The sequence below is a fragment of the Sphaerisporangium rhizosphaerae genome (genome assembly GCF_042665155.1).
Classification (GTDB): Bacteria; Actinomycetota; Actinomycetes; order Streptosporangiales; family Streptosporangiaceae; genus Sphaerisporangium; species Sphaerisporangium rhizosphaerae.
The window spans coordinates 83,057-106,698 of record NZ_JBHTCG010000031.1; the positions used below are offsets into that span (position 1 = coordinate 83,057).

The following is a 23,642-nucleotide window of genomic DNA, read 5'->3' on the forward strand; positions in this document are numbered from 1 at the left end:
AGCAGTGGTGCTAGCCGTACGTCTGAGAAGAGCCCTGTCGGCTGGGCTGTCGCTGGCCGTCGCCGTGCCCATGCTGTCGGCCTGCTTCTCCGAGCCGTCGCCGCACGAGGCGGTCAGCCAGTTCCTGGTGGGCTGGCAGTCCGGCGACTACGCCGCCGCGGCCGAGCGCGTCGACGGCGACCCGAAGGCCGTGCGCAAGGCGCTGGAGGACGCCGGGGTGCAGCTCGACGCCGCCTCCATCCGCTTCGCGCTGAGAAGCCTGACCACCAACGGCGACAGCGCGGACGCCAGGTTCCACGTCCAGATCGACCTCGGCGACAACAACCCGATCTGGCAGTACGACAACGACCTGCCGCTGCACGTGGTCGACGGCAGGTGGAAGGTCCGCTGGTCGCCCAGCGTCATCCACCCGCAGCTGCGCGAGGGCCAGCGCTTCGCGGTCAAGGTCGCCCCCGAGGGCGACCAGCCGATCCGCCAGCCCATCGAGGACCGCAACGGCGACCCGCTCCAGCAGGACACCACGCTGTACCTCGCCGGCGTCTACCCCGACCGGGTGAAGGACCCGGTGGGGGTGTGCGAGCGGCTGTTCCAGCTCACCGGCTTCGCCCAAGATCGCCTGCTCGCCCGCATCCGCTCGGCGCCGCCGCAGGACTTCGTGCCGCTGGTGACCTTCGGCGCCAAGAAGTACGCCCAGCTGCTGGACCGGCTGGAGGAGATCGGCCCCGACCTGAAGATCGAGAAGCAGTCGCAGCCGGTCGCGCCCGCCCAGCCGGTCGACATCATCGGCAAGGTCGGCGCGATCACCGCCGAGACCATGCAGCAGCTCGGCGGCCCGCAGCGCGCCGGCGGCGACACCATCGGCCAGGGCGGACTGCAGAAGGCCTACCAGGACCAGCTCACCGGTTCCACCGGCACCGAGGTCATGACCTACGACCTCAAGACCGGCGAGCAGGTCGCCGAGCTGGCGCGCTGGCCCGGCAGGACGAACACCACCTCGGTGCGCACCACCATCGACAAGGGCGTGCAGCAGTCCGCCGACCTGTCCGTCGGCGGCGGGCCGGCCGCGCTGCTGGTCGCGGTGGACGCCCCGTCCGGGCAGATCCGCGCCGTGGCGTCCAAAGAGTTCGACCAGCAGACCGACGGGCTCGCCGGGCGCTTCCCGCCCGGGACGACGTTCTCGATCGTGGCCGCGGACGGCCTGCTCGGCGCGGGGCTGGACCCCGACCAGAAGCTGCCGTGCCCGGCCGACCGCACGGTCGGGGGCGCCCGCTTCCAGCAGACCGAGGCGCGGCCCCAGCCTCAGCAGCCGACGCCCACCCCGACCCCGACGCCGACCGCGATCTCCACCGCGCCGCCGGCCGGTACGACGCCGAGTGTCACCGCCGACTTCGCTCAGGGGTGCGTCACCGCGCTGGCGTCCCTGTCGCGCCGCATCGACGCCGGGGCCCTCAACCGGGCGGCCGCCCGCTTCGGCATCGGCGGCGACTGGCGGCTGCCGCTGCGCTCGTTCACCGGGAGCATGCCGGCGGCGGCGACCGACGCCGCCAAGGCGAAGATCATCGCCGGGCAGACGGTGCGGGTCAGCCCGTTGTCGATGGCCCTGGTCGCCGCGGCCCTGGGCTCGGGCACCTGGCGCCCGCCCACGCTGGTCACCTCGCCGTCATCGCCGGACGCCGCCGCCGACACCTCCTCCGACCCCGCGCCCGCCACGCCGCCGCGTCCGGTCACCCTCGACCCGGCGACCCTGACCGAGCTTCGCGCGCTGATGCGCGCGGGCGTGGTCTCGGGCACGGCCGCCGCCGCCTCGGCGCCGGGGGACAAGGTCTACGGGCTGGCCTCGGCCGTGACCTACACCGAGAAGAAGCGCGAGCGGCACCTGTCGTGGTTCGTGGGCTGGCAGGGCGACCTGGCCGTCGCCGTGCTCACCGAGAGCGCCGACCCGGCGGCCTCGGCCCGCGTGGCCGGCCAGTTCTTCCGCAGCGCCCGCACGGCCGCGTGAACGCCACCCTGAACGGCGCCCTGAACGCGGCCTGAACGGGCCTCTGCGCGAGGGCCGGCGCGCCTGCCGGAACGCCGCCGCCCGGCGCCGAACGACGGTCGAACGGCTTCCGGAAAAATCTCGCCGGGCCGAGCAACCATCGGGGCGTCTCCCGGCGTCTTTCTGGGTGACCGGGCACCGCTTGGGGGTTGCGGGCCTGGTCGCCGTGATGAGACCAGGGCTTCATCTCGGGGGAAGCCCTGCCGTCCGGACCGGCTCGACCCTGCCGGTCGGCCCCCGGGGGCGTGTGCCACGTGCCACGTCCCCGGGGGTTTCGGCGTCCGCGGTCGCCGGCGGAGGGCCGCCGCGGGGAATCAAGTTGGCACCGCCGGTGTTGAGTGGAGTATCTTCATGTCGATCGGCCTCTCCGGAGGTCGTGTTGACAACTCCACAGGGGGTGACTGGTTTCGACTTCGGCATGTCGTGCCAGGGGAAGCGGGTCGAGGACTGCGGACATAACCTCGTTAATCCTGTGACCGCAAAACAATAAGTGCCAATAACACGCGCACTCAGGGCCACATGGCCCTCGCCGCCTGAGCGAGGTCTAGGCCCTTGTCAGCCCGGGAGTGCCTCCGGCCCGGATCTGGCATCGCTAGGAGGCTCAACCGATCGACCCGGTCACGGGGCCGATAGGGAAACCTAACAGTGACTGAGCCCGTCGGTGACACGCCTGCGTGATCACCGGGGCTGAGAAAATCGCAGCAGGCTGCACCCGGAGAAGCCCTGACGCGGTGTTGAAGGACGCGGGTTCGATTCCCGCCACCTCCACACTCCCGCGCGCGCCCCCGCGCTGCGGAGCTGATCGCCCGAGGGCGGTCGGCGGGCCCCACAGGCCCGCCGGCCGCCCTTTGTCGTGCGTGGGGTATGCCGGTTTCGCCCGATGTGAACGCTGTTCCGGCGGCGGTCGCGGCTCTGTAGCGTTGCCGCATGACAGATCTTCGGTCCGCCGTGGTGAACCGGGTACGGCTGGTCTACGAGGTGGCGGGGGACGCCGGCGCGCCGCCGGTGCTGCTGCTGCACGGGCGGGGGAGCGACCACACCACCTGGGCCGGAGTCATCGAGCACCTGGCGGGGTCCTGGCGCGTCTACGCGCCCGACGCCCGCGGGCACGGCGCCAGCGACTGGCCCCGGGTCTACTCGCTGGAGCTCATGCGCGACGACGTGGTCGCCCTGCTCGACCACCTCGAACTGCCCCGCGTGACCATCGTCGGGCACTCCATGGGCGGCATGGTCGCCTTCCTGGTCGCGCAGGACCATCCGGGCCGGGTCGAGCGCATGGTGCTGGAGGACGTCCCCGCGCCGCACCCCGCCCGCCTGTCCCTGCCCGGGCGGCCCGACGGCGAGCTGCCCTTCGACTGGGCCATGGTCGAGCAGACCGCCCACCAGCGCAACCATCCCGACCCGGCGTGGCTGGACGGCCTGGCCAAGGTCACCGCGCCGACGCTGGTCATCGCGGGCGGCGCGCCCAGCCACCTGCCGCAGGACCAGGTCGCCGACCTGGCCCGCCGCATCCCCGGCGCCCGGCTGATGACGATCGAGGCCGGGCACGAGGTGCACGCCACCCGCCCCGCGGAGTTCAACGACGCGCTGACGGCGTTCCTCGGACGGTGACCCTGCCCGTGCCGCGTCAGCGGTAGAGGCGGATGGCGCCGGTGAGGACCTGACGGGCCACGGCGAGGACCTCGTCGGCCGTGGCGGGGGACGGGGGCGGGGCGACGACCTGCACCATCTGCGTGCTCGGCTCGCCGACGTCGGGGAACAGCTCCCACTTCCACCCGGGGCTGGTCAGGCTGTCGAAGCGTTCGAGGCTCACCACGAGGGGCGCCGAGCCGTCCCACCCCCAGGGCGGGGTCTGCGGCAGCCGCGCCAGGCGGATGCGGGCACGCGGCGCCGGTCCGTCGCCGGCCGCCCGCCGCGCGTCCGTCCCGGCCTCGCGCGGGTCCAGCGATGCCGCACGGGGGTCGAGGGAAGCGGTGCGCGGGTCGGGGGATGACGCGTGCTGGTCCAGCGCGGGGGAGCGCGGGTCGCAAGGGGCGGTGTCCGGGTGGTCCAGCGTCGCCAGACCGGCGCGCTCGGCGGCCCCGGTGAGCAGGCCGTGCGGGTCGTCCAGGCCGGCCAGGGAGGCACGCCGGTAGGCGGTGGACCGGGCGTGCAGCACGGCCTCGGCCAGGCGGTGGTCGGTGCCGTGCTCGCCGGTCCAGTCGGCGGTGGCCAGGCCGTGACGCTCGCCGGCCTCGTGCACCTCGGCCAGCAGTCGTACGGCCGCGTCCAGCGCGGAGGCGGTGTAGATGGTGCGGTAGTGCCCGCGCGCCGCCTGTTCGATCATCTGGCGGGCGGAGGCGGTCTCGGTGGTCGTCATCGGCTGCTGTCCCTCGTCGTCTCGCCTGTGACCGTTAGGACTTTAGCCCTACTTGATCCATTGGCGTGACACGGGATGCCCGCTCACCTCATCCCGGCTCTACCGGCCGGCGGCCGCGGGTCAGGTGCCCGAGAGGGTGCCGAGTGTGACGGTGACGGTCGTCGTCTTGCCGTTCGGGTGCAGGACCCCGACCTTCGCCTGCGTGCCCGGACGCAGCCCGGCCAGCACCTCCGACAGGGACGCCGCCGTCGGCGTGGGCTTGCCGTTGACGCTGGTGATGATGTCCCCGGGCTTGATCCCGGCGTGGGCCGCGCCGCTGCCCGCGTCCACGTGGGCGACGCCGACGCCGACCGGCCGGCCGTCGGCGTCCACGACGGTGTTGACCCGGACGCCGAGCGCGGCCCGCCGCGTGTTGGTGACCTTGCCGTACCGGATGATCTGCTCGGCCACGTCCTTGGCGGTGCTGCTCGGGATCGCGAACCCGATGCCGGGTGCGGCGCCTCCGCCGAGGTCGGGGTTGATGGCGGCCAGCGTCGGGACGCCGATCACCTCGCCGTGGAGGTTGGTGAGCGCCCCGCCGCTGTTGCCGGGGTTGATCGACGCGGATGTCTGGATGGCGTTGGTGATCGTGGCTCCCGGCGAGCCCTCGCCCTGCGGTTCGGTCACCGTGCGGCCCAGCGCGGAGATGATGCCGTTGGTCACGCTGCCCGACAGGCCCAGCGGGTTGCCCATGGCCAGGACGATCTGACCGACCTTGAGCCTGCCCGAGTCGCCGAAGTTCGCGGGGGTCAGGCCGTTGCGGTCGGCGACGCGGATGACCGCGAGGTCGCCCAGGGGATAGGAGGCGACCAGGTCGGCCTTGCGCGGCTTGCCGCCGGTGGCCAGCGTGACCTCGAAGGTCTTGGACTTGCCCACGACATGGGCGTTGGTCACGATGTGGCCCTGGGTGTCGTACACGATGCCCGAGCCGAGCCCCTTGGAGGTGGTGATCTGCACGATCGACGGGAGCACCTGGGCGATGACCCGCTCGTACGCCTGCTCCTCGGTGATCACCGCGGTGTTCGCCGACGGGCTGTCGCCGCCGCCGCGTGTGGTGGCGGTGCTCGTCGAGGCCGGTGCGCCGGTGAGGCCGCACCCGCTGAGCACCACCAGGCCACCGGCCATCCCGGCGCACAGCGCGTGCCGCAGCGCACGTCCGGTCGTTCGGTTACCTGGTGTAGTCGCCATGGAACACGTCATTCCCGACCAGACGGAAGATACTCGCCATATACCACCAATGACGTGATCTTGGTAATAGTCGGACGTGCGGCGCCGGGTGGTCGGCGACGGGATTCCGGAATGGGCGCCGAAGCTCCGCTGACCTGTGGCAATGTGGGCGTTGGCGGAGAAGTGAGGCTGCTGGGCCGCACGGATCACGATTTGTGACGTAGTCTGCCGACATGGCGGACGGCGCTGGTAACTCCCCAAGCCGCCCTGGGTCCGGGCGGCCTCCGACGTACGTTCCTTCCTATGACGCTCCGACCACGCCGATGCCCCGGGTGAGCCCGGAGCAGGCGCTCGCGATGGTGGAGGCCGCGCAGGCCGCCGCCAAGGCCCCGCCCACGGCCGACACCGCGTCAGAGCAGGTGTCCGACACGGCGTCAGAGCAGGCGTCCGAACAGGTGTCCGAGGAGGTCTCCGGCGCGGACGGCGCGACCGCCTCCGACACCGTGGAGATCCCCCTGCAGGCGAGAAGGCCGCTCCGGGAGGCCGGACAGGACGAGAGCACCGACGGGACGCGGCGCCCCGACGGCGAGGTCACCGCCGATGTCCGCAGGCCGGGTGGACCGTTCCCCCGCACCGGCGGTCCGGCCGCCCCCGCCGGGCGGCCGTTCCACATGGGATCGGTCGCCGCCCCTGCCGATCGCCCATCTCGGAAGGGGCCGGTCGCCGCCCCTGCCGGTCGCCCGTCTCAGAAGGGACCGGTCGCCGCCCCTGCCGGTCGCCCGTCTCAGAAGGGGTCGGTCACCGCTGCCGTCGGGACGCCGTCCGGAGCGGGGCGCGAGCGCCGGGGTGCGCTCTCCGCGGCGATCCTCCGCGCCGGCGACATTCCGATCAAGGCGGTCTACGGCATCGGCGCGCTGCTCGTCACCGTGGTCGTCGTGATCCTGATCTTCATGGTGTTCGCGGAGGACCGGCCCGGCGACCCGGTGCGGGTGGACCCGGCGCAGGCCGGTGGACCGGCGGCCTCCGGCGCCCCGGTGAAGCCCACGCCCACGATCGCCGTGCCGGCCGTCCCCGCGGCCAGGGCCATGACCGTCTTCCCCGGAACGGGCACGCCGGTGCTGTCGTACGTGGTGGACCAGACCGCGGGCATCAGCTACGCCCAGTACGGTGCGCCGTGGGCGAAGACGGCCAAGGCCCCGTTCTCGGCGGCGCAGAAGGTCGGGCCGGCCAAGCGGCCGCAGGCGCTGATCGCCTCCGGGCCGGTTCCGTTCGCCGTGCCGAAGGCGCCGGTCACCTACGACGGCTACCGCAAACTGGCGGCCAAAGCCGCCAAGTGGACGCTGCGCTACCAGCCCGCCGGTTCCACGTTCACCTGGACGGTGTCGCAGCGGGCCCGTTACAACCTCGGGTGGGTGCTCGGCTACAAGGTCGGTTATGTGCAGGGGGGCAAGAAGCACTCCTCGCAGGCGTACGTCTTCGTCGTCTCCTCGCCGGCGAAGAAGAAGCCCGCCATGCTGTTCGCCGGCGTCACCGACGCCCGCAAGGCGCTCTACCACGATCTCAACATGCTGTTCTGGACGGCACGCGCGTCCTGAGCCGCGATCTCGCTCAGCCGTTCATCTCGCTCAGCGGCCGATCTCGTTCAGCCGTTGGCCTTGGAAGCATCTTCTAGAATATGATTCTGGGACGTCTGGAGGCCGAGCGGCACGGAGGGTGTTATGGCGATCGGGTTGAGCGAGGAGCACGAGGCGCTCCGCGAGTCCGTCAGCGGCTGGGCGGAGCGCAACGTCCCCGCGGACGTCGTGCGCGCGGCCGTCGGCGCGCAGGACGAGCAGCGGCCCGCGTTCTGGAGCGGCCTGGCCGACCAGGGCCTGCTGGGCCTGCACCTGCCCGAGGAGTACGGCGGCAGCGGCTTCGGCCTGCTGGAGACCGCCGTGGCCGTCGAGGCGCTCGGAGAACGCGTCGCGCCCGGCCCGTACGTCCCGACCGTCCTCGCCTCCGCCGCCGTCCTGGCCTCCGACGGCAAGGCCCGCGCCGAACTGCTCCCCGGCCTGGCCGACGGCACGCTGACCGGCGCCGTCGCCCTCGGCGGCACGCTGACCGGCACCCGCGGCGACGACGGCGTGCTCACCGTCGGCGGCGCCGCCGAGTCCGTGCTCGGCGCCGCGCTCGCCGACGTGCTCGTCCTGCCGGTGAGCACCGGACAGGGCGAGGAGTGGATCGCCCTGTCCGCCTCCGACGTCACCGTCACCCCCGTCAGGAGCCTCGACCTCACCCGCGCGGTGGCCAAGGTCGAGGTCGACGCGGTCGCCGTGCCGGCCGAGCGCGTCCTCGACGGGCTCGACCGTGCGCGCGTCCGCGACCTGGCCGCGATCCTGCTCGGCGCGGAGGCGGCGGGCGTCGCCGCCTGGTGCGTGCGCGCCGCCGCCGACTACGCCAAGGTGCGCGTGCAGTTCGGCCGGCCGATCGGCCAGTTCCAGGGCGTCAAGCACAAGGCGTCCCGCATGCTCGTCGCCCTCGAGCAGGCCCGCGCCACCGTCTGGGACGCCACCCGCGCGAGCGGTGACGAGCTGCGCTACGCCGCCGCGATCGCCGGTGTCATGGCCCCCGACGCCGCCGTGCAGTGCGCCAAGGACGCCATCCAGATCTTCGGCGGCATCGGCTACACCTTCGAGCACGACGCCCACCTGTACTACCGCCGCGCGCTGACGCTCCGGGCGCTGCTCGGCGCCTCCGCCGAGTGGGCCGACGCGGTCGCCGCCCACGCCCTGTCCGGCGTCACCCGGGACATGGAGATCGAGCTGCCCGAGGACACCGAGGCGCTGCGCTCGGCCATCCGCGAGGAGATCGCCGAGATCGCCCGCGTCGAGGACGGCAAGGAGCAGAAGCGCGCCCTGGCGGCCAAGGGCTTCGTCATGCCCCACCTGCCCAAGCCGTGGGGCCGGGGCGCCTCGGCGCTGGAGCAGGTGCTCATCTACCAGGAGCTCAAGACCGCGCGTGTCCGGCTGCCGCAGATGATCATCGGTGCCTGGGTGGTGCCGTCCATCGTCGCCTACGGCACCCCCGAGCAGCAGGAGCGGTTCCTGCCGCCGACCCTGGCCGGCGAGCTGATCTGGTGCCAGCTGTTCTCCGAGCCCGGCGCCGGCTCGGACCTGGCGTCGCTGCAGATGAAGGCCGAGAAGGTCGAGGGCGGCTGGAAGCTCAACGGCCAGAAGATCTGGACCTCCGTCGCGCACGTCGCCGAGTGGGGCATCTGCATCGCCCGCACCGACACCACCAAGCCCAAGCACGACGGCATCACCTACTTCATCGTCGACATGAAGGCCCCCGGGGTCACGGTTCGCCCGCTCACCGAGATGACCGGGGAGAACCTGTTCAACGAGGTGTTCCTGGACGACGTCTTCGTCCCGGACGAGCTGGTCGTCGGCGAGATCAACGAGGGGTGGCGGGTCGCGCGCAACACCCTGTCCAACGAGCGGGTGTCCCTGTCGTCCGGATCCGGCGGCACCGGGTCCTCGGTCCCCGACCTGCTCGGCCTGGTCTCCCGCCTCGGCCGTGAGCTCACCGCGGCCGAACGGCAGGAACTGGCGCACGTCGTCTGCGAGGGGCACTCCATCAACGCGCTCAGCCTGCGCGTCACGCTCAAGCAGCTCGCCGGGTCCGAGCCGGGCGCCGACGCCTCGGTGCGCAAGCTGCTGTCCACCTCGCACGCCCAGCACGTGTCCGAATGCGCGGTCGACCTGCTCGGCGCGTCGGCCACCGTCGCCGCCGACATGAAGCTCGGCGACGCCGGCTACTGGAACCGGGCGGTCCTCGCCACCCGCGCGATGACCATCTACGGCGGCACCACCGAAGTCCAGCTCAACATCATCGCCGAACGCATGCTCGCCCTCCCCCGAGACCCCGAACCCGGCAAATAACCCAGACAACGTGGGCTCGGTCGTCCTGGGAAATGGTGCCTTCGGCACTGTCTTCCCGGGGCGACCCTCGCCGCTCCCCCCGGCGCCGCCACGCAGGCCCCTCCTGCGCGCCGGTGCCGTGCCTGTCCCCGGCCTCGGTCGCGTCGTGTCTTCTCAGCGGCTCCAACGTGTCGTTTCTTCGGGCTCCGTCAGGGCCGGGCCTTCCCTCCGGCTCGGTCGCGTTGAGCCTTCCCCGGCTCAAACGAGTTGTGTCTTATCGGCGCCGGAGCGGTGGGAAGGTGGTCGGCGAAATCGGCGCCCTCTTACGGCGGGTGGCCGAACGCGGTATCGCCGGTGCTCGCCGAGGGTGTAGTGGCTGGTTGGGGTAGTTTTGCGTGGTCTGCTGGGTGCCGCTGAGCGGGAGTAGTGCGAGGCCATGCGAGATCACTGGTTCGTGCGGGCGGCGCCCGCGTCGGCCGCGCTGATCCTGGGCGTCGTCGCTCTCTGGCCTGCACTCCGGTCTGGGTTCGTGTTGCGCTACGACATGGTGTTCGTTCCGGATCCTCCGGTGACGTGGCCGGGGGGCGGCTTCCCGCGAGCGGTGCCGAGTGACCTCGTCGTCGCGCTCCTGGCGCAGGTCGTGCCCGCTGCGGTCCTTCAAAAGCTGATCTTGCTTGGCATCTTCGTCCTGGCGGGTACCGGGGCCGCCGCCGTGGTCGCGCTGGTTCGCCCGAGTTCTGAGGACGGAGTCGCGTGCGTGAGCGGGCGGGCGGGCGCCGATCCCGGACTGCTCGTGGCCAGGACGGCGGCGGCGGTGTTCTACGTGTGGAACGCCTACCTCGCGCAACGGCTGTTGCTCGGCCAGTGGGCGTTGCTCCTCGGGTACGCCGGGCTGCCCTGGGCGCTCCTGGCGGCTGTGCGTGGCGGATGGCGGCGGCTCGTGCCGGCCCTGCTCCCGGCGGCGGTGGGCGGTTTCCAGGCCATGCTCGTCACCGCTCTGGTGGTGGTGCCCGTAGCTGCCACCCGTTCCGGCAGACGGTGGCAGGACGGCTTCGAGGCCGTGGAGCGAGCGCGGTGGGCGGGTCGGCGGATCCGTGAGACCTTGCGGGTTCTCGTCGTGGTGGCCGTGCTCAGCTTGCCGTGGGCCGTTCCCGCGCTGCTCAGCGAGGCGGTGACCGACCCCGCCGGGGTGGACGCGTTCGCGGCCCGTGCCGATGGGCCGTTCGGCACGCTCGGCAGCCTGTTGAGCCTCGGCGGGATATGGAACGCCGACGCCGGTGTCCCGGGGCAGTCCGCGTGGTGGCTCGCTTCCGTGCGCCTGGTCGTGGCGGTGTTCGCCGTGGTCGCCTTCGTCCGGCTTCGCGAGGCGCCGTACCGCATCGGCCTGCTGATCGCGGCCTGCGCCGGGCTCGCCGTGGCGCTGACCGGCGCCTACCTGCCCGGTGTGCTCAAGACGCTGATCACGTGGTGGTCTGGCTTCGGTCCCCTGCGCGATGGCCAGCTCTACATCGCCCCCCTGGCGCTGCTCCAGGCGGTCGGGTTCGCGACCCTGGCCCGCCGTATCGCGGCGCCGGCATCGCCGACCTACTTCGCGCCGTCGCGGCGCCGATCTTCCGACAGCACAGAGGCGGGGGACTCCACCCGCGCGGGGGTGACTCAGCCGGCGGATCCGGGACCGGAGGCGGCGGCGCATGCCGGCGGGTCTGCGCGTCCGGGGATGGAGGCGGCCGCGTACGCGGGCGGGTCTGTGGGTCCGGGGGTGGAGGGGGCCGCGTGCGTGGGTGGGTCTGCGCGTCGGGGAGTGGAGGGGGCCGCGTGCGGGGGGCGGTGGAAGGGCGGGTGGGTTGTGGGGGTGGTGGCGGTTCTGGTGCCGATGTTGGGGTTGCCGGGGTTGGCGGCGGGAGCGCTGGGGCGGCTGGAAGCGGTGGAGTATCCCCAGGATTGGGGGCGGGTGCGGGCGATCGTGAACGGAGACCCGCATCCGGGGGCGTTGCTGTCGTTGCCGTGGGGGGCGCACCGGGCGTTCGCGTGGAACGGGGGCCGGGTCATCCTCGATCCGGCGACCAAGAGCTTCGCGCGACGGGTGGTGTGGGACGACGCGCTCCTGGTGGGGCTCGGGCACGGACGGGTACTGCGTGTCGCCGGGGAAGACCCACTGGCCCGGCGTGTCGGCGCGTTGCTGCGCGCGGAGACCGGTCCGCCGGCGGTCGGGCAGGGGACGACGGGAGCCGGTCCACGGATGGATGGGCGGGGGGCGGGGCCGTTGACGGAGTCGTTGAGGGCTGTGGGGATACGGTACGTGCTCGTTGTGGGACCGAGTGAGAACACGTTTCGATCCCGGGTGCCTGGAGCCGTCTCCGTCTATGTGGGACTCGAGATGGAGCTGTTGCGGTTGTGACGTCACCCGGTGCGGCCAGCGGTGGTAATGGTGCGTTTTGTAACGTCCGCGGCGGCCTTGACGACAGGCATACTGGACGGTAAGTCTTATTATTACGTTTTGACCAATGACCTGGCCGGTAACCTGTATCACGTTCTACTCTCGGTGAGGTCCCCACGCGTCCGCACTTTGGAGGGAGAAAGCCCAATGGTGCGAGTACTCGCTGCTCTCGTCGTTGGGGTGGTTCTGGCGATCGGCGCCTCTGTCGGCGTCGTCAACGTTGTCGCCCCCAGCCCTCAGCCCCCCAACAAGCCGCTGTACAACTACGGCAACAGGTGATCCGTCACGGGCGGGGCCCGCGCCGCGATCGGTGAGCCCGGCCCGTTACCGCTCCACCAGGCACGGAGGGTCGGCTTCGCCGTGCCCAAAGACGTCGCCCGTAGACCAAGCCCGTAGACAAAGCCCGTAGACAAAGCCGGTAAGGCGAGCCCGCGGTCGGCGCCCGCAGACCCTGCTGGATCTCCCGCGGACACCTGCTGGTGGCTCTGCCCGCGGACCTACCGGGCGGCTCTGCCCGCGATGGCCCTCCGAGCGTCCGAACGCGGCGTGGGACCCGCGACGGTGCGGGGTCCGGGACCGGCGGGGACGCGTGGCCGATGACGCCGGACGAGACACATGAACCTCGACGGCACATGAACGACAACCGGAAGCGAGCGCACAGCCAGGGGGGCTCGACCCACACACGAAGGAGTGTCCGTGGTCGCACAGCAGGTGGGCCGGGCCCCGCGCGACCCTGAACGTCGCCCCCGCGGCGCGGCCGAGACCGCGGCCGAGACCGGGAGCAGGGCCGGCAGCAGGGCCAGAGCCGGCGCGCATGGTGGCACCGAGCCGCCCCCGAGCGCGGCCGGGCTCCTTCCCGCCCCCAAGCCGTTGGCGGGTGTGCGGGTCGCGGTGTGCAACTTCCGGGAGCCCGCGCAGTCGGTGGCCGGTGGGGCCGAGGAGTACGCCTGGCAGGTCGGCCGGCATCTGGTCTCCCAGGGGGCCTCGGTGCACTTCCTGACCAGTCGCGAGCCGGGGCAGGCGCGCGGCGAGCGGCGCGAGGGCATCGAGCTGCGGCGCATGGGCAACCGCTACCTGGTCTACCTGCTGGTCCCGCTGTGGATGCTGCTGCGCCGCCGCCGATTCGACGTGGTCATCGACTGCATGAACGGCATCCCGTTCTTCGCGCCCCTGGTCGTGTCGCGGCGCACCACGGTCGTGTGCCTGGTGCACCATGTCCACGACCGCCAGTTCTACGCCTTCTTCCCGCGCTGGCCGGCCCGCGTCGGCTGCTTCGTCGAAGGCCCGGTCGCCCGGCTGCTGTACCGGCGCCGCACCACCGTCACGGTGTCGGAGTCGTCGCGGGCCGAGCTGCGCGACCGGCTGGGCTGGCTCGCGCCCATCGAGGTCATCCCGAACGGCAGTCCGGCCGTGCGTCCGGTGGCGACGACGGTCGGCGGCGAGCAGGTCGACGGCGACCCGGTGGTGGCCTATCTCGGACGTCTGGTCGGCCACAAGCGGGTGGAGCGCGTCGTGGAGCTGGTGACCGAGTTGGGGGAGACCTGGCCCGGCCTGCGCGTCCATGTCGTCGGCCGGGGCCCGGAGTACGAGCCGCTGGCGCGCCGCGCCCGCGCGCTGGGCGTGACGGACCGGGTGAGCCTGCACGGCTTCCTGGCCGAGCAGGAGAAGAACGCCGTGCTCGGCGCGGCCCGCCTGAACGTCACGGCGTCGGAGTTCGAGGGGTGGGGCCTGACGGTGATCGAGGCGGCGGCGCTGGGCGTCCCGACCGTCGCCTACGACGTCGCGGGCCTGCGCGACTCGGTGCGGGACGGCGTCACGGGGTGGCTGGTCAGGGACGGCGAGTCGCTGGCGGACGTGGTGGACCGCGCGCTGAAGGAGCTGGCGGACCCGGTGCGCCGGGCGGAGGTCCAGCGGGCGTGCCGGAGCTGGGCGGCGGAGTTCTCGTGGGGGAGGACGGGCGCTAGGATGACCGGACTCATCACCGCTGAACTGGAGCAAAAGGGGCATGTCCGGCCGCTCGCCTTCCGGCTCGCCGCAGGTGAGAGCCATACGCCCTGACAATCCGCGGACCGTTGGTGATGTCGGCAGGGTCGATGCGGCGGAGGTGAGCACGCCGGGGGCGCGGTTGCGGCGCAGGCTCAGGTTGCTGGCCGGATGCCTGCTTCTCGGGGCCATCGCGTTCAACACCTCGCCCGGCGAGGTGATCGCCGAGACCAAGCTGGACATGGCGGTCAACCCGGTCGGGTTTCTGGAGCGGGCGAGCCACCTGTGGGACGACGCGTATTTCGGCCACCTGCAGAACCAGGCGTACGGCTACCTGTTCCCGATGGGGCCGTTCTACGCGCTGTTCCGCTGGCTGGACATGCCCGCGTGGAACATCCAGCGGCTGTGGATCACCCTGGTGCTGTGCGCGGCGTTCCTCGGCGTCGAACGGCTCGCGGGCGCCCTGCGCGTCGGCTCGCCGGACACCCGGCTGCTGGCCGGGCTGGCGTACGCGCTCGCGCCGCACGCCCTGGCCCTGGTCGGCGTCAACTCCTCGGAGTTCCAGCCCAGCGCGGTGCTGCCGTGGATCCTGCTCCCGCTGGTGCGCGGCGCGGCCGCGAGCATCGGCCCGCGCCGGGCCGCCGCGATGTCGGCCGTCGCGTTCCTGTTCGCGGGCGGCATCAACGCCGCCGCCGAGCTGGCCGTGCTGGTGGTGCCCCTGCTGTACCTGCTCACGCGGGAGGGCGGCCCGCGCAGGCGGCGGCTGCTGGCCTGGTGGCTGCCCTGCGTGGCCGCCGTGTCGATGTGGTGGCTGGTGCCCCTGGTCGTCCTCGGCCGCTACATCTTCTCGTTCCTGCCGTTCATCGAGACGGCGAACGCGACCACCGGCGTGACGTCCCTGCTCAACACGCTGCGCGGCACCTCGAGCTGGATCTCCTTCCTGCCGGTGGACGGCGAGCCGTGGCTGCCGGCCGCCTACGACCAGGCGACGCGGCCGTGGCTGATCGCGGTCACCGCCGCCGTGGCCGCCGCCGGGCTGGCCGGGCTCGTCCGCCGCTCCACTCCCGAGCGGACGTTCCTGACGCTGTGCGTGCTCGCCGGGCTGGTGATCGTCACCGCCGGCCACGCGGACGCCCTGGCGTTCCCCTGGTCCGAGCAGGTCAGGGACCTGCTCGACGGCCCGCTCGCGCCGTTCCGCAACCTGCACAAGTTCGACGCGCTGCTGCGCCTGCCGCTCGCCCTCGGCCTGGCGGCCCTGCCCGCGTGGCGCCCGCGCGCGGTGCGGCTCCGGTCGGCCGCCGCGAGCGGCGGGCTGGCACGGCTCGCCGTCGTGCCGATGGCCGCGGCGGGGCTGGTCGGCCTCGCCGTGGTGCCCGTCGCCACGGCCGGGATCACGCCGGCCGGGTCGTTCGCCGACCTGCCCTCCTACTGGCGTGACGCCGCCGCCTGGCTGAACCGCGCCACCGGCCACGGCATGGTGCTGGCCGTCCCCGGCTCCAAACGCGGCGAGTACCTGTGGGGCCGTCCGCTGGACGAGCCCATGCAGTCGCTGCTCACCGTCCGCTGGGCCACGCACTCCAACGTCCCCTGGGGCTCGGCCGGGCTCGCGCGCCTGCTCCAGGCCGTCGACGAGCGCTTCTCCGACGGCGAGGGCTCGGCGGGGCTCACGACCACCCTGCGCCGCATCGGCGTCACCTACGTGCTCGTCCGCAACGACCTGGCCCGCGACACCATCGGCTCGGCGTGGCCGGCCCGCGTCCACCAGACCCTGGAGGACTCCACCGGCCTGGTGCGCGTCGCCCAGTTCGGCCCCCTGGTGGGCCAGATCTCCAACACCACGGCCTCCAACTGGTTCGACCAGGCCTACCCGGCGCTGGAGGTGTACGCGGTGCCGGACCCGGCTCCCATCGCGGGCGTGGTCCCCGCGGACGCGACGCTGCGGATGGCCGGCGCTCCCGAGGGCGTGCTGGCCATGGCCGAGCAGGGGGTGCTGAAGGACGACGCGCCGGTGCTGGTCGGCGACGAGCCCGGCGCCGCGTCCGTCCCCGCGCGCAGGACCGTGGTCACCGACAGCCTGCGCCGGCGCCGAATGATCTTCGGGGACGTCCGCAGGAGCGCCGGCCCCACCCTGCCGGAGAGCGGGAAGCAGGACGCCACCACCGATCTGCTCGACCCTGCCTGGACCTCGGCGACCTCCTCGGCGCGCTATCTGGGCGTCGACGACGTGCGCGCCTCCTCCTCCGACGCCGACATCACCGCGGCCGCCGGCGAGCGCGACCCCGGGCGCCTGCCGTTCGCGGCCTTCGACGGCGACGCGCGCACCGGGTGGCGCTCGGACGGCTGGAACGGCGCGCTCGGCGAGTGGCTGGAGGCCCGCTTCGTCGAGCCGGTGCCGGTCAAGGACATCACCATCGCCTTCGAGCAGGGGCCGATCGGGCCGCCGGTCGCCGAGGTCGAGTTGTCCACGGCCGCCGGGACGCGGCGGGCCGCCGTCCGGCAGACCACCGACCCCCAGCTGTTCAGCCCGCCTCCGGGGCGCACCACGTGGCTGCGCATCCGGGTCACCAAGCTGGCCTACCAGCCCGCCAACCCCTTCGGCGGCCGGGTCGGCATCACCGAGGTGGCCGTCCCCGGGGTGACGCCGGCCAGGGCGATCGCCGTGCCGGGGCTGCCGGGCGGCGGCGACGCGGGCACGGTGCTGCTGACCTCGCAGGACACCGCCCCGGCCTGCATGCGCGGCTCGTCCGCCTGGACCTGCTCACGCCGGCTGGAGATCCTCGGCGAGGACGGCTACGGCTTCCAGCGGCTGTTCGCCGTCGGCAAGGAGCAGACCCGCAGGGTCGGCGGCACCGCCGTGCTCACCGACCCGGGGTCGGCGGCCCTGCTCACCACGCTGCCGAACGTCTATCCGCACGTCACGGCCTCCTCGACCGTCACCGACCACCCCGCCGTGCTCGGCCGGGCCGCGATGGACGGCGACCCGCGGACCGTCTGGTACGCCCAGCCGTTCGACCGGCATCCCACCCTGTCGATCGACCTCGGCAAGCCCAGGACGTTCTCGCAGATCAAGGTGCTGTTCCCCGACTCCTACCTCGGCAAGCCGCCGGTGCGGGTCACCGTCAGGGCGGGGGAGCGCACCGTCCAGGCGTGGGTCGGCGGCGACGGACGGGTGGCCTTCCCGTCGCTCACCACCCGGCGGCTCTCGGTCGAGTTCACCGCCCCCGCCTCCCGCGCCATCGAGGTCACCGAGCTCACCATCCCCGGCGTCAGGCCGCTCGGCCAGTTCGGCGGGTTCGCGCTGCGGCTGCCGTGCGGCTACGGCCCCACCCTGGAGGTCGACGGCACCACCGTGCCGACCCGCATCGTCGGCGGCACACTCAACGACGTGCTCAACGGCCGGCCGCTGACCTACGCCGGCTGCTCCCCGGTGCGGCTCATCCCCGGCATGACCTACGTCGCCGCGTCCTCCCGCGACGCCTTCCGCGTCCGGTCGGTGGTCCTGCGGGGCGAGACGGACGCCGACGCCGAGGCCACGCGGGGTGAGACGCACGCCGACGCCGACGCGGGGGCCACGCGGGCGGCGCCCGCGCGCATCGAGGCGTGGGGGCCCGAGGAGCGCCGGCTGGCGGTCTCCGCGGCCCGGCGCTCGTACCTGACCGTCAACGAGAACTACAACATCGGCTGGCACGCCTACCTCGGCGGGACCCGGCTGACCCCGGTGCGCCTCGACGGGTGGCGGCAGGCGTGGATCCTTCCCCCCGGCACCGGAACCGTCGTGCTGCGGTACGAGCCGGACGCCGCCTACCGCTGGTCGCTGGTGGGCGGCCTCGTCCTGGCCGCGTCCGTCCTCGCGCTGGCCTGGGTGCGCGGCAGGACGCGCCGCCGCCCGCCGCCGGTGGGCCCCGGCCGGGTGACCGCACGCTGGATCTGGGCCGCGGCCCCGCTCACCGGCCTGTGGACCGGCGGCCTGGCCGGCGCGGCGCTGGTGACCGCGCTGACCGCCGTCGGGCTGTGGCTGCCGCGGGTGCTCGCCGCCCAGCACGCCGGAGGCGGCCGGGCCCGGCGCGCCGCCCGCGCGGCCCTGTCCGCCTGGCTGCCCGCCGCCGCGCTGGCCCTGGCCGGGCTGAGCGCGGCCGTGGGGACCGTCCTCGGCGTCGAGCCGCTGACCGGCCTGGTGCCGGAGGTGTGCTGCCTGGTGGTGGTCGCGCGGCTGCTGGTCGCCGTGCCGGCCCCCGAACGGCTGCGCGGCCCCGCGGCGCCCGTGCCGCGCCGCCGCGAGCCCCGTCCGGCGGGGGTGGCGGGGTGACGCGCGCCCAGCTCGTCAGGACGACCTGTTACGTCGTGGTGGCCTTCATGGTGACCATGGCGGTGCTGTTCCGCTCCTACGTCTACCCCAACGGCCTGAAGCTGCCCCTGGAGCAGCGCAGGGTCTACCACCTCGGCGCGGAGGCGGCCACCTACCTCGACACCGCGACGTTCCGGTTGCGCGCCGGCGTGCCGGTGACCGACACCGTCTCCCTGTACGGCGACCCGGTGGCCGGCGACGACCGCACGGCCGTGTGGGTGGAGTTCTCCTCGCTGGAGACCGCCTTCGGGCAGCGCATCGACTACCACGAGCGCCGCACCGCGTTCGACCGGCGCACCGGTATGGCCGTGGCCTGCTGCGGCGAGTACATCGACGACGACACGGCGGTCCGCCAGACGGGGCTGGCCTTCCGGTTGCCGTACGGGGCCGAGCCGCGCGGCTACCCGATCTTCGACCCCGTCCTCAAGCGCGAGGTCGCGCTGCGGTACGAGGGCGAGGACACCGTCGAAGGCCTGCCGGTGCGCCGCTACGGCTACACCGTCGGTCCGGCCAAGGTGGAGGACCTGCCCGACCAGGTTCCGGGCAAGGTGCTCGGGCTGCCCGCGTCGCGGCCGCTCAACGTGGCCAGGTACGTGCGGATCACCAGGACGCTGTGGGTCGAGCCGGAGAGCGGCCTGCCGGTCCGCGTGCGCGAGCGGCGCACCGACACGCTCCGCACGCCCGACCAGGTGGACCGCGTGGTGAGCTTCCAGGCCGACCTGGTCACCGACGCGGGCGACGTGCAGGCCCAGGCGGCCGAGGCGGCCGGGTTCCGCCGCTGGGCCGTCGTGATCAGGGACGTCATGCCGGTCGCCTTCCTCGTCCTGGCCCTGGTGCCGATCGTCGTGGCCCTGCGCACCCGCCGCCGCCCGCGCGGCCCGGACCGGGCGCGGGGGCCGGACGACGCCACGCCGCCGGGCGGTGCGACGTCAGCGGGGCGAAAAGACCAGGCGCCGGCGGGCGGGGGGACGTCAGCGGGGCGGGAGGACGCGGCGCCGCCGGGTGGTGGGACGTCAGAGGCGGCGCAGGACCAGCAGCAGGTTCCAGGTCACGATCTCGCGGACGCCGGGTAGGCGCACCACGCCCGTCGCCCACTCCGGGTGGTAGCGGGGCCGGGCGGCGAGGACCTCGGCGTCGGCGCGCGTCCGCGCCCAGCGCAGGGCGCCGGACACCGAGACCGGGTAGAGGCTCTCGCCGTACAGGTTCTTCGGCCGCCGCCCCTGGCGGCGGGCGTACCGGCGCGCGGCCCGATGCCCGCCGAGGTAGTGCCAGGGCGAGGTCTCGTGCCCGCCCCACGGGGACAGCCAGTTGGTGAACGACAGGTACACCACCCCGCCCGGCCGGGTCACCCGCACCATCTCCTCCGCCATGCGCCAGGGGTCGGGTACGTGCTCCAGCACGTTGGAGGAGAAGCACACGTCCACCGAGCCGTCGCGCAACGGGATGTCCAGGGCGCTGCCGAGGATCGCCCCCTCGGGGACGGCCCCGTCGCGGGCCATCATCTCCCCGGCGTCGCAGTCGACGCACAGCGTCCGCGCTCCGTGCGCCCGCAGGACCTCGGTGAAGTACCCCGGGCCGCCGCCCACGTCGGCCACCAGCGCGCCGGACAGGTCGGCGTAGGTGGCGAGCTGGGCGGCGGTGTCCCGGGCGAGCATCCCGTAGAAGAAGTCGGGGTCGGTCTGCTCCTTGCGGAAGGCCGACAGCAGCCGGACCGACCGGCCCAGTGTGGCGCGGAAGGGCGCGTTGGGGGTCTCCACGTCTGCTTTCCCCTCACCGGAGTGGTCGAGTGCCCGGGAGCATAACACCGCATTGCGCCTGATTTGTGAGGCTCATAGGGTGTCCGTTACTCAGGAGTAGCCACAGGGACGTGATCGGAGGGACCGTTGCCGCGGACCGTCTCGGTCGAGCAGCCGGATCAGCCGACCCTGCGCATCGCCTACCCGCGCTGGATGGCCCGGCTCGCCGACCCGGTGCTGGTGCTCGGCTCGCTGCTCGTCGCCGTCTCGCTCGCCCTGCGCGTGCCCGTCCTGCGAAGCGCGTACTTCATCGAGGACGACCTGCTGTTCGTCGGCGACGCCTACGAGCACGAGCTGACCTTCGACTTCCTGTTCCGCATCCACAAGGGCCACCTGATGCCCGGCGCGCTCGCGCTCACGTGGGCGGAGTCGCGGATCGCCGCCTACGACTGGACGCTGGTCGCCTCGGTGACGTTCGCTCTGCACGCGCTGGTCGCGGTGCTGCTGTTCCGGCTGCTGTGGAACATGTTCGGCCCCCGCGCGGGCATCCTGCTGCCGCTCGCGGTCTACCTGTTCAGCCCGCTGACCATCCCCGCCTTCAGCTGGTGGTCGGCGGCCATCAACGCGGTGCCCCTCCAGCTCGCCCTGGTGCTGGCCCTGTCGGCCCAGCTCCGCCACGCGCGCGGCGAGGGCTCCCGTCACGGCTGGACGGCCCTGGCGTGGGTCGTGTTCGGCATGGCCTTCAGCACCAAGGGCGTCTTCGTGCCCCTGCTGCTGTTCGCGTTCACCACCGCCTTCCTGCGCGCCGCCCGCCCCCTCGGCGGCGCGCCCGCCGGGGTGCCCGAAAGCGCGGACGGCGCCGGCGTCGCGCGCCGCGCCGGGGCCCGCCGGCACGAGCAGCACGTCCCGCGAGGTCAGGACGGCTGGCTCGGCTCCATGGGACGCGAGCTGCGCGAGCACTGGCAGGTGTGGATAGCGCACGTGCTGCTGATGGGCGGCTACACGGCCCTGTACCTGTCCCGCCAGTACACCGCGCCCGGCGAGGGCGCGGCCCTGCCCAAGACCGACGTGGCCGCCGACTTGGCCGGCACCCTGCTCGGCCGGACGCTGCCCTCGGGGCTGATCGGCGGACCGCTGTCGTGGGGACCGGTGCCCTCCACCGGCGGCATGGCCGACCCCTCGACCTTCCTCGTGGCGGTGTCCTGGACCGTGATCGCCGCCCTGGTGCTGGCCACGCTGTTCCACCGGCGTCACGCGGCCCGAGCGTGGGTGATCGTCGCGGCGTACGCGGTGGTCGTCGACGCGGTCCCGACCGTGATCGCCCGGGGCACCGTGCTCGGCCTGGTCGGCGCGGAGACCCGCTACGTCGCCGACGCGGTCGTGGTCTTCGCGGTGTGCCTCGGCGCGGCGCTGCTCCCGCTGCGCGGCGAGCCCGACCCCTACCGGCGGGCCGTGCCGCCGGGCAGCGCCGTCCCGGTCGTCGCCGGGCTGACCGCCGGGGCCTTCCTGGTCATGTCCGTGGTGTCGGTGGAGAACTACCGGCAGACGCTGTCGGGCGACCGGGTCCGCGCCTACCTCGGCAACGCGCGGGCCGCGCTCGCCAAGGCCCCGGCCGACACGGTGATCTTCTCCCGGCCGGTGCCGGAGTCCATCGTGCTGTCCTGGAACGGCAACCGCCGGCTCACCCACCACCTGCTCGGCCCGCTCGCCTCGCCGGTGGTGCGCGCGAAGATGCGCGTGCCCGAACCGACCGAGCGGGCGATGGTGTTCGACGACGCCGGCAGGCTGGTGCCGTTGAGCGTCGCCCCCGCGTTCGCGCAGCTCCCCCCGGCCGGGAAGAAGTGCCTGCCGACCTTGGACGGAGCGGTCTACTGGCCCGAGCCGGTCGCCTTCGCCGGCCCCGACCAGGTGGCGGGGCTGGCGTACTCGGCCAAGCGGGCCACGTCGCTGTCCGTCGAGGTCAGCGGGCGCAGCGAGCAGCTCAACCTGCGGGCCACCCAGGCGGGGCTGCTGCACTTCCCCGTCCGCACGCCGGGCAAGGGCCTGCTGCTTCGCGTGGACGACCCTTCGGCGGGAGTCTGCCTCAAGGGGTTCGCCTTCGGCACCCCGGTACCGGTGAACGCGCCCGCGTCCCCACCTCCGGCTACGGTCCCGGCGACCCCGTCGCCCGCTCCCACCTCGGCTCCGCCCACCCCCACCGCCCCGGCGGTCACGAGGGCTCCCGCGCCGTCGCGGACGCCGTCGCCGAAGCCGTCCGGGAAGCCGTCTCCGGACTCGCGGAAACCGGTGCGGTCTCCGGGGACGAAGGCCGTGAGCCCGTCCGCGACGGCGTCGCCGAAGGGCGCAGGAAGCGGATGAGGCCGCGCGCCGGTTCCTCGACGTACCGGTAGGTCAGGGTCGCCAGACCGGTCGTCAGCGCGCCGACCACGACCAGGTTGACCAGGAAGTTCCCCGAGAACGGCCGCTGCTCGGTGAGGTCGTACCACAGGTACAGCGCGACGAACTGCCACAGGAACACCCCGTAGGAGATGCGCCCGAAGAAGCGCATGACCGGGTTGCCCAGCAGCCGTCCGACCAGGGCGTCCCCATGGGCGAGCAGCGCGCACGGCGCGACCAGGCAGGCGGCGATCACGCTGTACAGCGCCAGCTCGAACGCGCCGCTCCACACCCCGTCGACGCCGGAGAAGCGCGGGCCCGTCACCGGCGAGGCGGCGACCGCGTAGGCCACGGCGGCGACCAGCCACAGGGTGCCGGGCGAGGCGTTGACGGCCCGGACGAAGCGGGCGGCCGGGCCGTCCTGCTCGCGCCGCGCCCACACCGACACCACGGCCAGGGCCATGCCGGGGGCGAAGAAGGTCGAGGCGCGCGGGAGCCAGGTGTTCATGTAGGGCCGGTACTCGGGGTAGTAGCTCAGCACCGTCCACAGGTAGGAGATCGCCGACAGCGCGGCCAGGCCGATGAGCAGCCGCCGTGCCCGGCTCGCGACGTCGGTCCCGCCCCGGCGCGCGAACCACGCGAGCAGCGCGGCCAGCAGCGGCAGCACCAGGTAGAACGCCGCCTCCACGCACAGGCTCCACATCTGCGCGAGCCCCTTCGGGCCGAGGCCGAACCACCAAGGGTGCACCTCGTAGTTCTGGGCCAGGAACACCAGCTGCAGCCACGTCTTGACGTCGCCGAGGTGGTCGCGCGACCACAGCAGCATGGCGGCCGCCACCACCAGCCAGTACGCGGGCAGGATGCGCAGCGCCCGCTTGACCAGGTACGTCCCGGTGGAGGGGCGCGCGGTCCCTTCGAGCACGGCCCTGGCGTACGGCCGGTACAGCAGCAGCCCGGACAGGGCGAAGAAGATGGGCACGGCGACGTCGCCCCGGGACAGCAGGGCGCCGAAGAAGTCGTTCTGCAGCGCCGTGGCCGACTCGATGGCGACGTGAAAGGTCAGTACCGCGAACGCGGCGACGGCCCGCATCCCGTCCAACGCATCCAGATGCCCCGCCGTGGACGGCGCCCCGGATGCGGACGGCGCCCCGGATGCGGATGGCGCCCCGGACGCGGATGGCGCCCCGGACGCGACGGCGGTCCGGGAGCCGGCGGCGGGAATCCGAGACCCGGCGGCCGGGGGAGGGGCGTCGGCCGTGGAAG

At 73.4% G+C, this 23,642-nt stretch carries 12 protein-coding genes and 1 other RNA gene; 9 read left to right on the forward strand and 4 right to left on the reverse strand.

Annotation, left to right across the window (positions count from 1 at the left end; translation table 11 throughout):
• Positions 1-7 precede the first annotated feature (7 nt).
• From ACFQSB_RS32090 to ACFQSB_RS32100, 3 genes are all read left to right on the forward strand, one after another.
• Positions 8-1,999 (forward strand): NTF2-like N-terminal transpeptidase domain-containing protein, encoded by a 1,992-nt coding sequence (locus ACFQSB_RS32090; RefSeq protein ID WP_380830595.1) that lies wholly within the window; start codon positions 8-10, stop codon positions 1,997-1,999.
• Between the two features lie 432 nt (positions 2,000-2,431).
• Positions 2,432-2,809: a transfer-messenger RNA gene (ssrA, locus tag ACFQSB_RS32095) on the forward strand.
• 156 nt (positions 2,810-2,965) lie between these two features.
• On the forward strand, positions 2,966-3,649 hold the full coding sequence (locus ACFQSB_RS32100) for an alpha/beta fold hydrolase (protein WP_354836852.1): 684 nt from the start codon (positions 2,966-2,968) through the stop codon (positions 3,647-3,649).
• 16 nt (positions 3,650-3,665) lie between these two features.
• Here the strand turns inward: ACFQSB_RS32100 and ACFQSB_RS32105 are convergent, their stop codons facing one another.
• Positions 3,666-4,397, reverse strand: a complete 732-nt coding sequence (locus ACFQSB_RS32105; RefSeq protein WP_380830596.1) for a hypothetical protein — start codon at positions 4,395-4,397, stop codon at positions 3,666-3,668.
• Positions 4,398-4,517: 120 nt separating this feature from the next.
• Positions 4,518-5,624 carry a S1C family serine protease gene (locus tag ACFQSB_RS32110; RefSeq protein ID WP_380830597.1) on the reverse strand — a complete coding sequence of 369 codons (1,107 nt, stop codon included), beginning with the start codon at positions 5,622-5,624 and terminating at the stop codon, positions 4,518-4,520.
• A gap of 311 nt (positions 5,625-5,935) precedes the next feature.
• Here ACFQSB_RS32110 and ACFQSB_RS32115 point away from each other — a divergent pair, with 311 nt between their 5' ends.
• The 6 genes from ACFQSB_RS32115 to ACFQSB_RS32140 all read left to right on the forward strand — a co-directional run bounded on the left by ACFQSB_RS32115 (position 5,936) and on the right by ACFQSB_RS32140 (position 19,340).
• Positions 5,936-7,198, forward strand: a complete 1,263-nt coding sequence (locus ACFQSB_RS32115) for a hypothetical protein (protein WP_380830598.1) — start codon at positions 5,936-5,938, stop codon at positions 7,196-7,198.
• A 123-nt stretch (positions 7,199-7,321) separates the two neighbouring features.
• Entirely contained in the window at positions 7,322-9,523 is a 2,202-nt protein-coding gene (locus tag ACFQSB_RS32120) for an acyl-CoA dehydrogenase (protein WP_380830599.1), read from the forward strand.
• Positions 9,524-9,938: 415 nt separating this feature from the next.
• Positions 9,939-11,900: a hypothetical protein gene (locus tag ACFQSB_RS32125; protein ID WP_380830600.1), complete on the forward strand. Its 1,962-nt coding sequence runs from the start codon at positions 9,939-9,941 to the stop codon at positions 11,898-11,900.
• A gap of 735 nt (positions 11,901-12,635) precedes the next feature.
• A complete protein-coding gene (locus ACFQSB_RS32130) occupies positions 12,636-13,997 on the forward strand; it encodes a glycosyltransferase family 4 protein (protein ID WP_380830601.1) in 1,362 nt (453 codons plus the stop codon).
• 46 nt (positions 13,998-14,043) lie between these two features.
• Positions 14,044-18,228 carry an alpha-(1->3)-arabinofuranosyltransferase domain-containing protein gene (locus ACFQSB_RS32135; RefSeq protein WP_380830602.1) on the forward strand — a complete coding sequence of 1,395 codons (4,185 nt, stop codon included), beginning with the start codon at positions 14,044-14,046 and terminating at the stop codon, positions 18,226-18,228.
• The gene (locus ACFQSB_RS32140; protein WP_380830603.1) at positions 18,225-19,340 is read left to right on the forward strand and encodes a PorA family protein; all 1,116 of its coding nucleotides are present in this window, start codon (positions 18,225-18,227) and stop codon (positions 19,338-19,340) included. Before ACFQSB_RS32135 ends, ACFQSB_RS32140 begins: the two co-directional genes overlap by 4 nt.
• Here ACFQSB_RS32140 and ACFQSB_RS32145 read toward each other — a convergent pair.
• Both ACFQSB_RS32145 and ACFQSB_RS32150 read right to left on the reverse strand, forming a co-directional pair.
• Entirely contained in the window at positions 19,281-20,024 is a 744-nt protein-coding gene (locus ACFQSB_RS32145) for a class I SAM-dependent methyltransferase (protein ID WP_380830604.1), read from the reverse strand. The two genes, ACFQSB_RS32140 and ACFQSB_RS32145, sit on opposite strands and share 60 nt — an antisense overlap.
• 2,188 nt (positions 20,025-22,212) lie before the next feature.
• On the reverse strand, positions 22,213-23,601 hold the full coding sequence (locus ACFQSB_RS32150; RefSeq protein ID WP_380830612.1) for an acyltransferase family protein: 1,389 nt from the start codon (positions 23,599-23,601) through the stop codon (positions 22,213-22,215).
• Positions 23,602-23,642 lie beyond the last annotated feature (41 nt).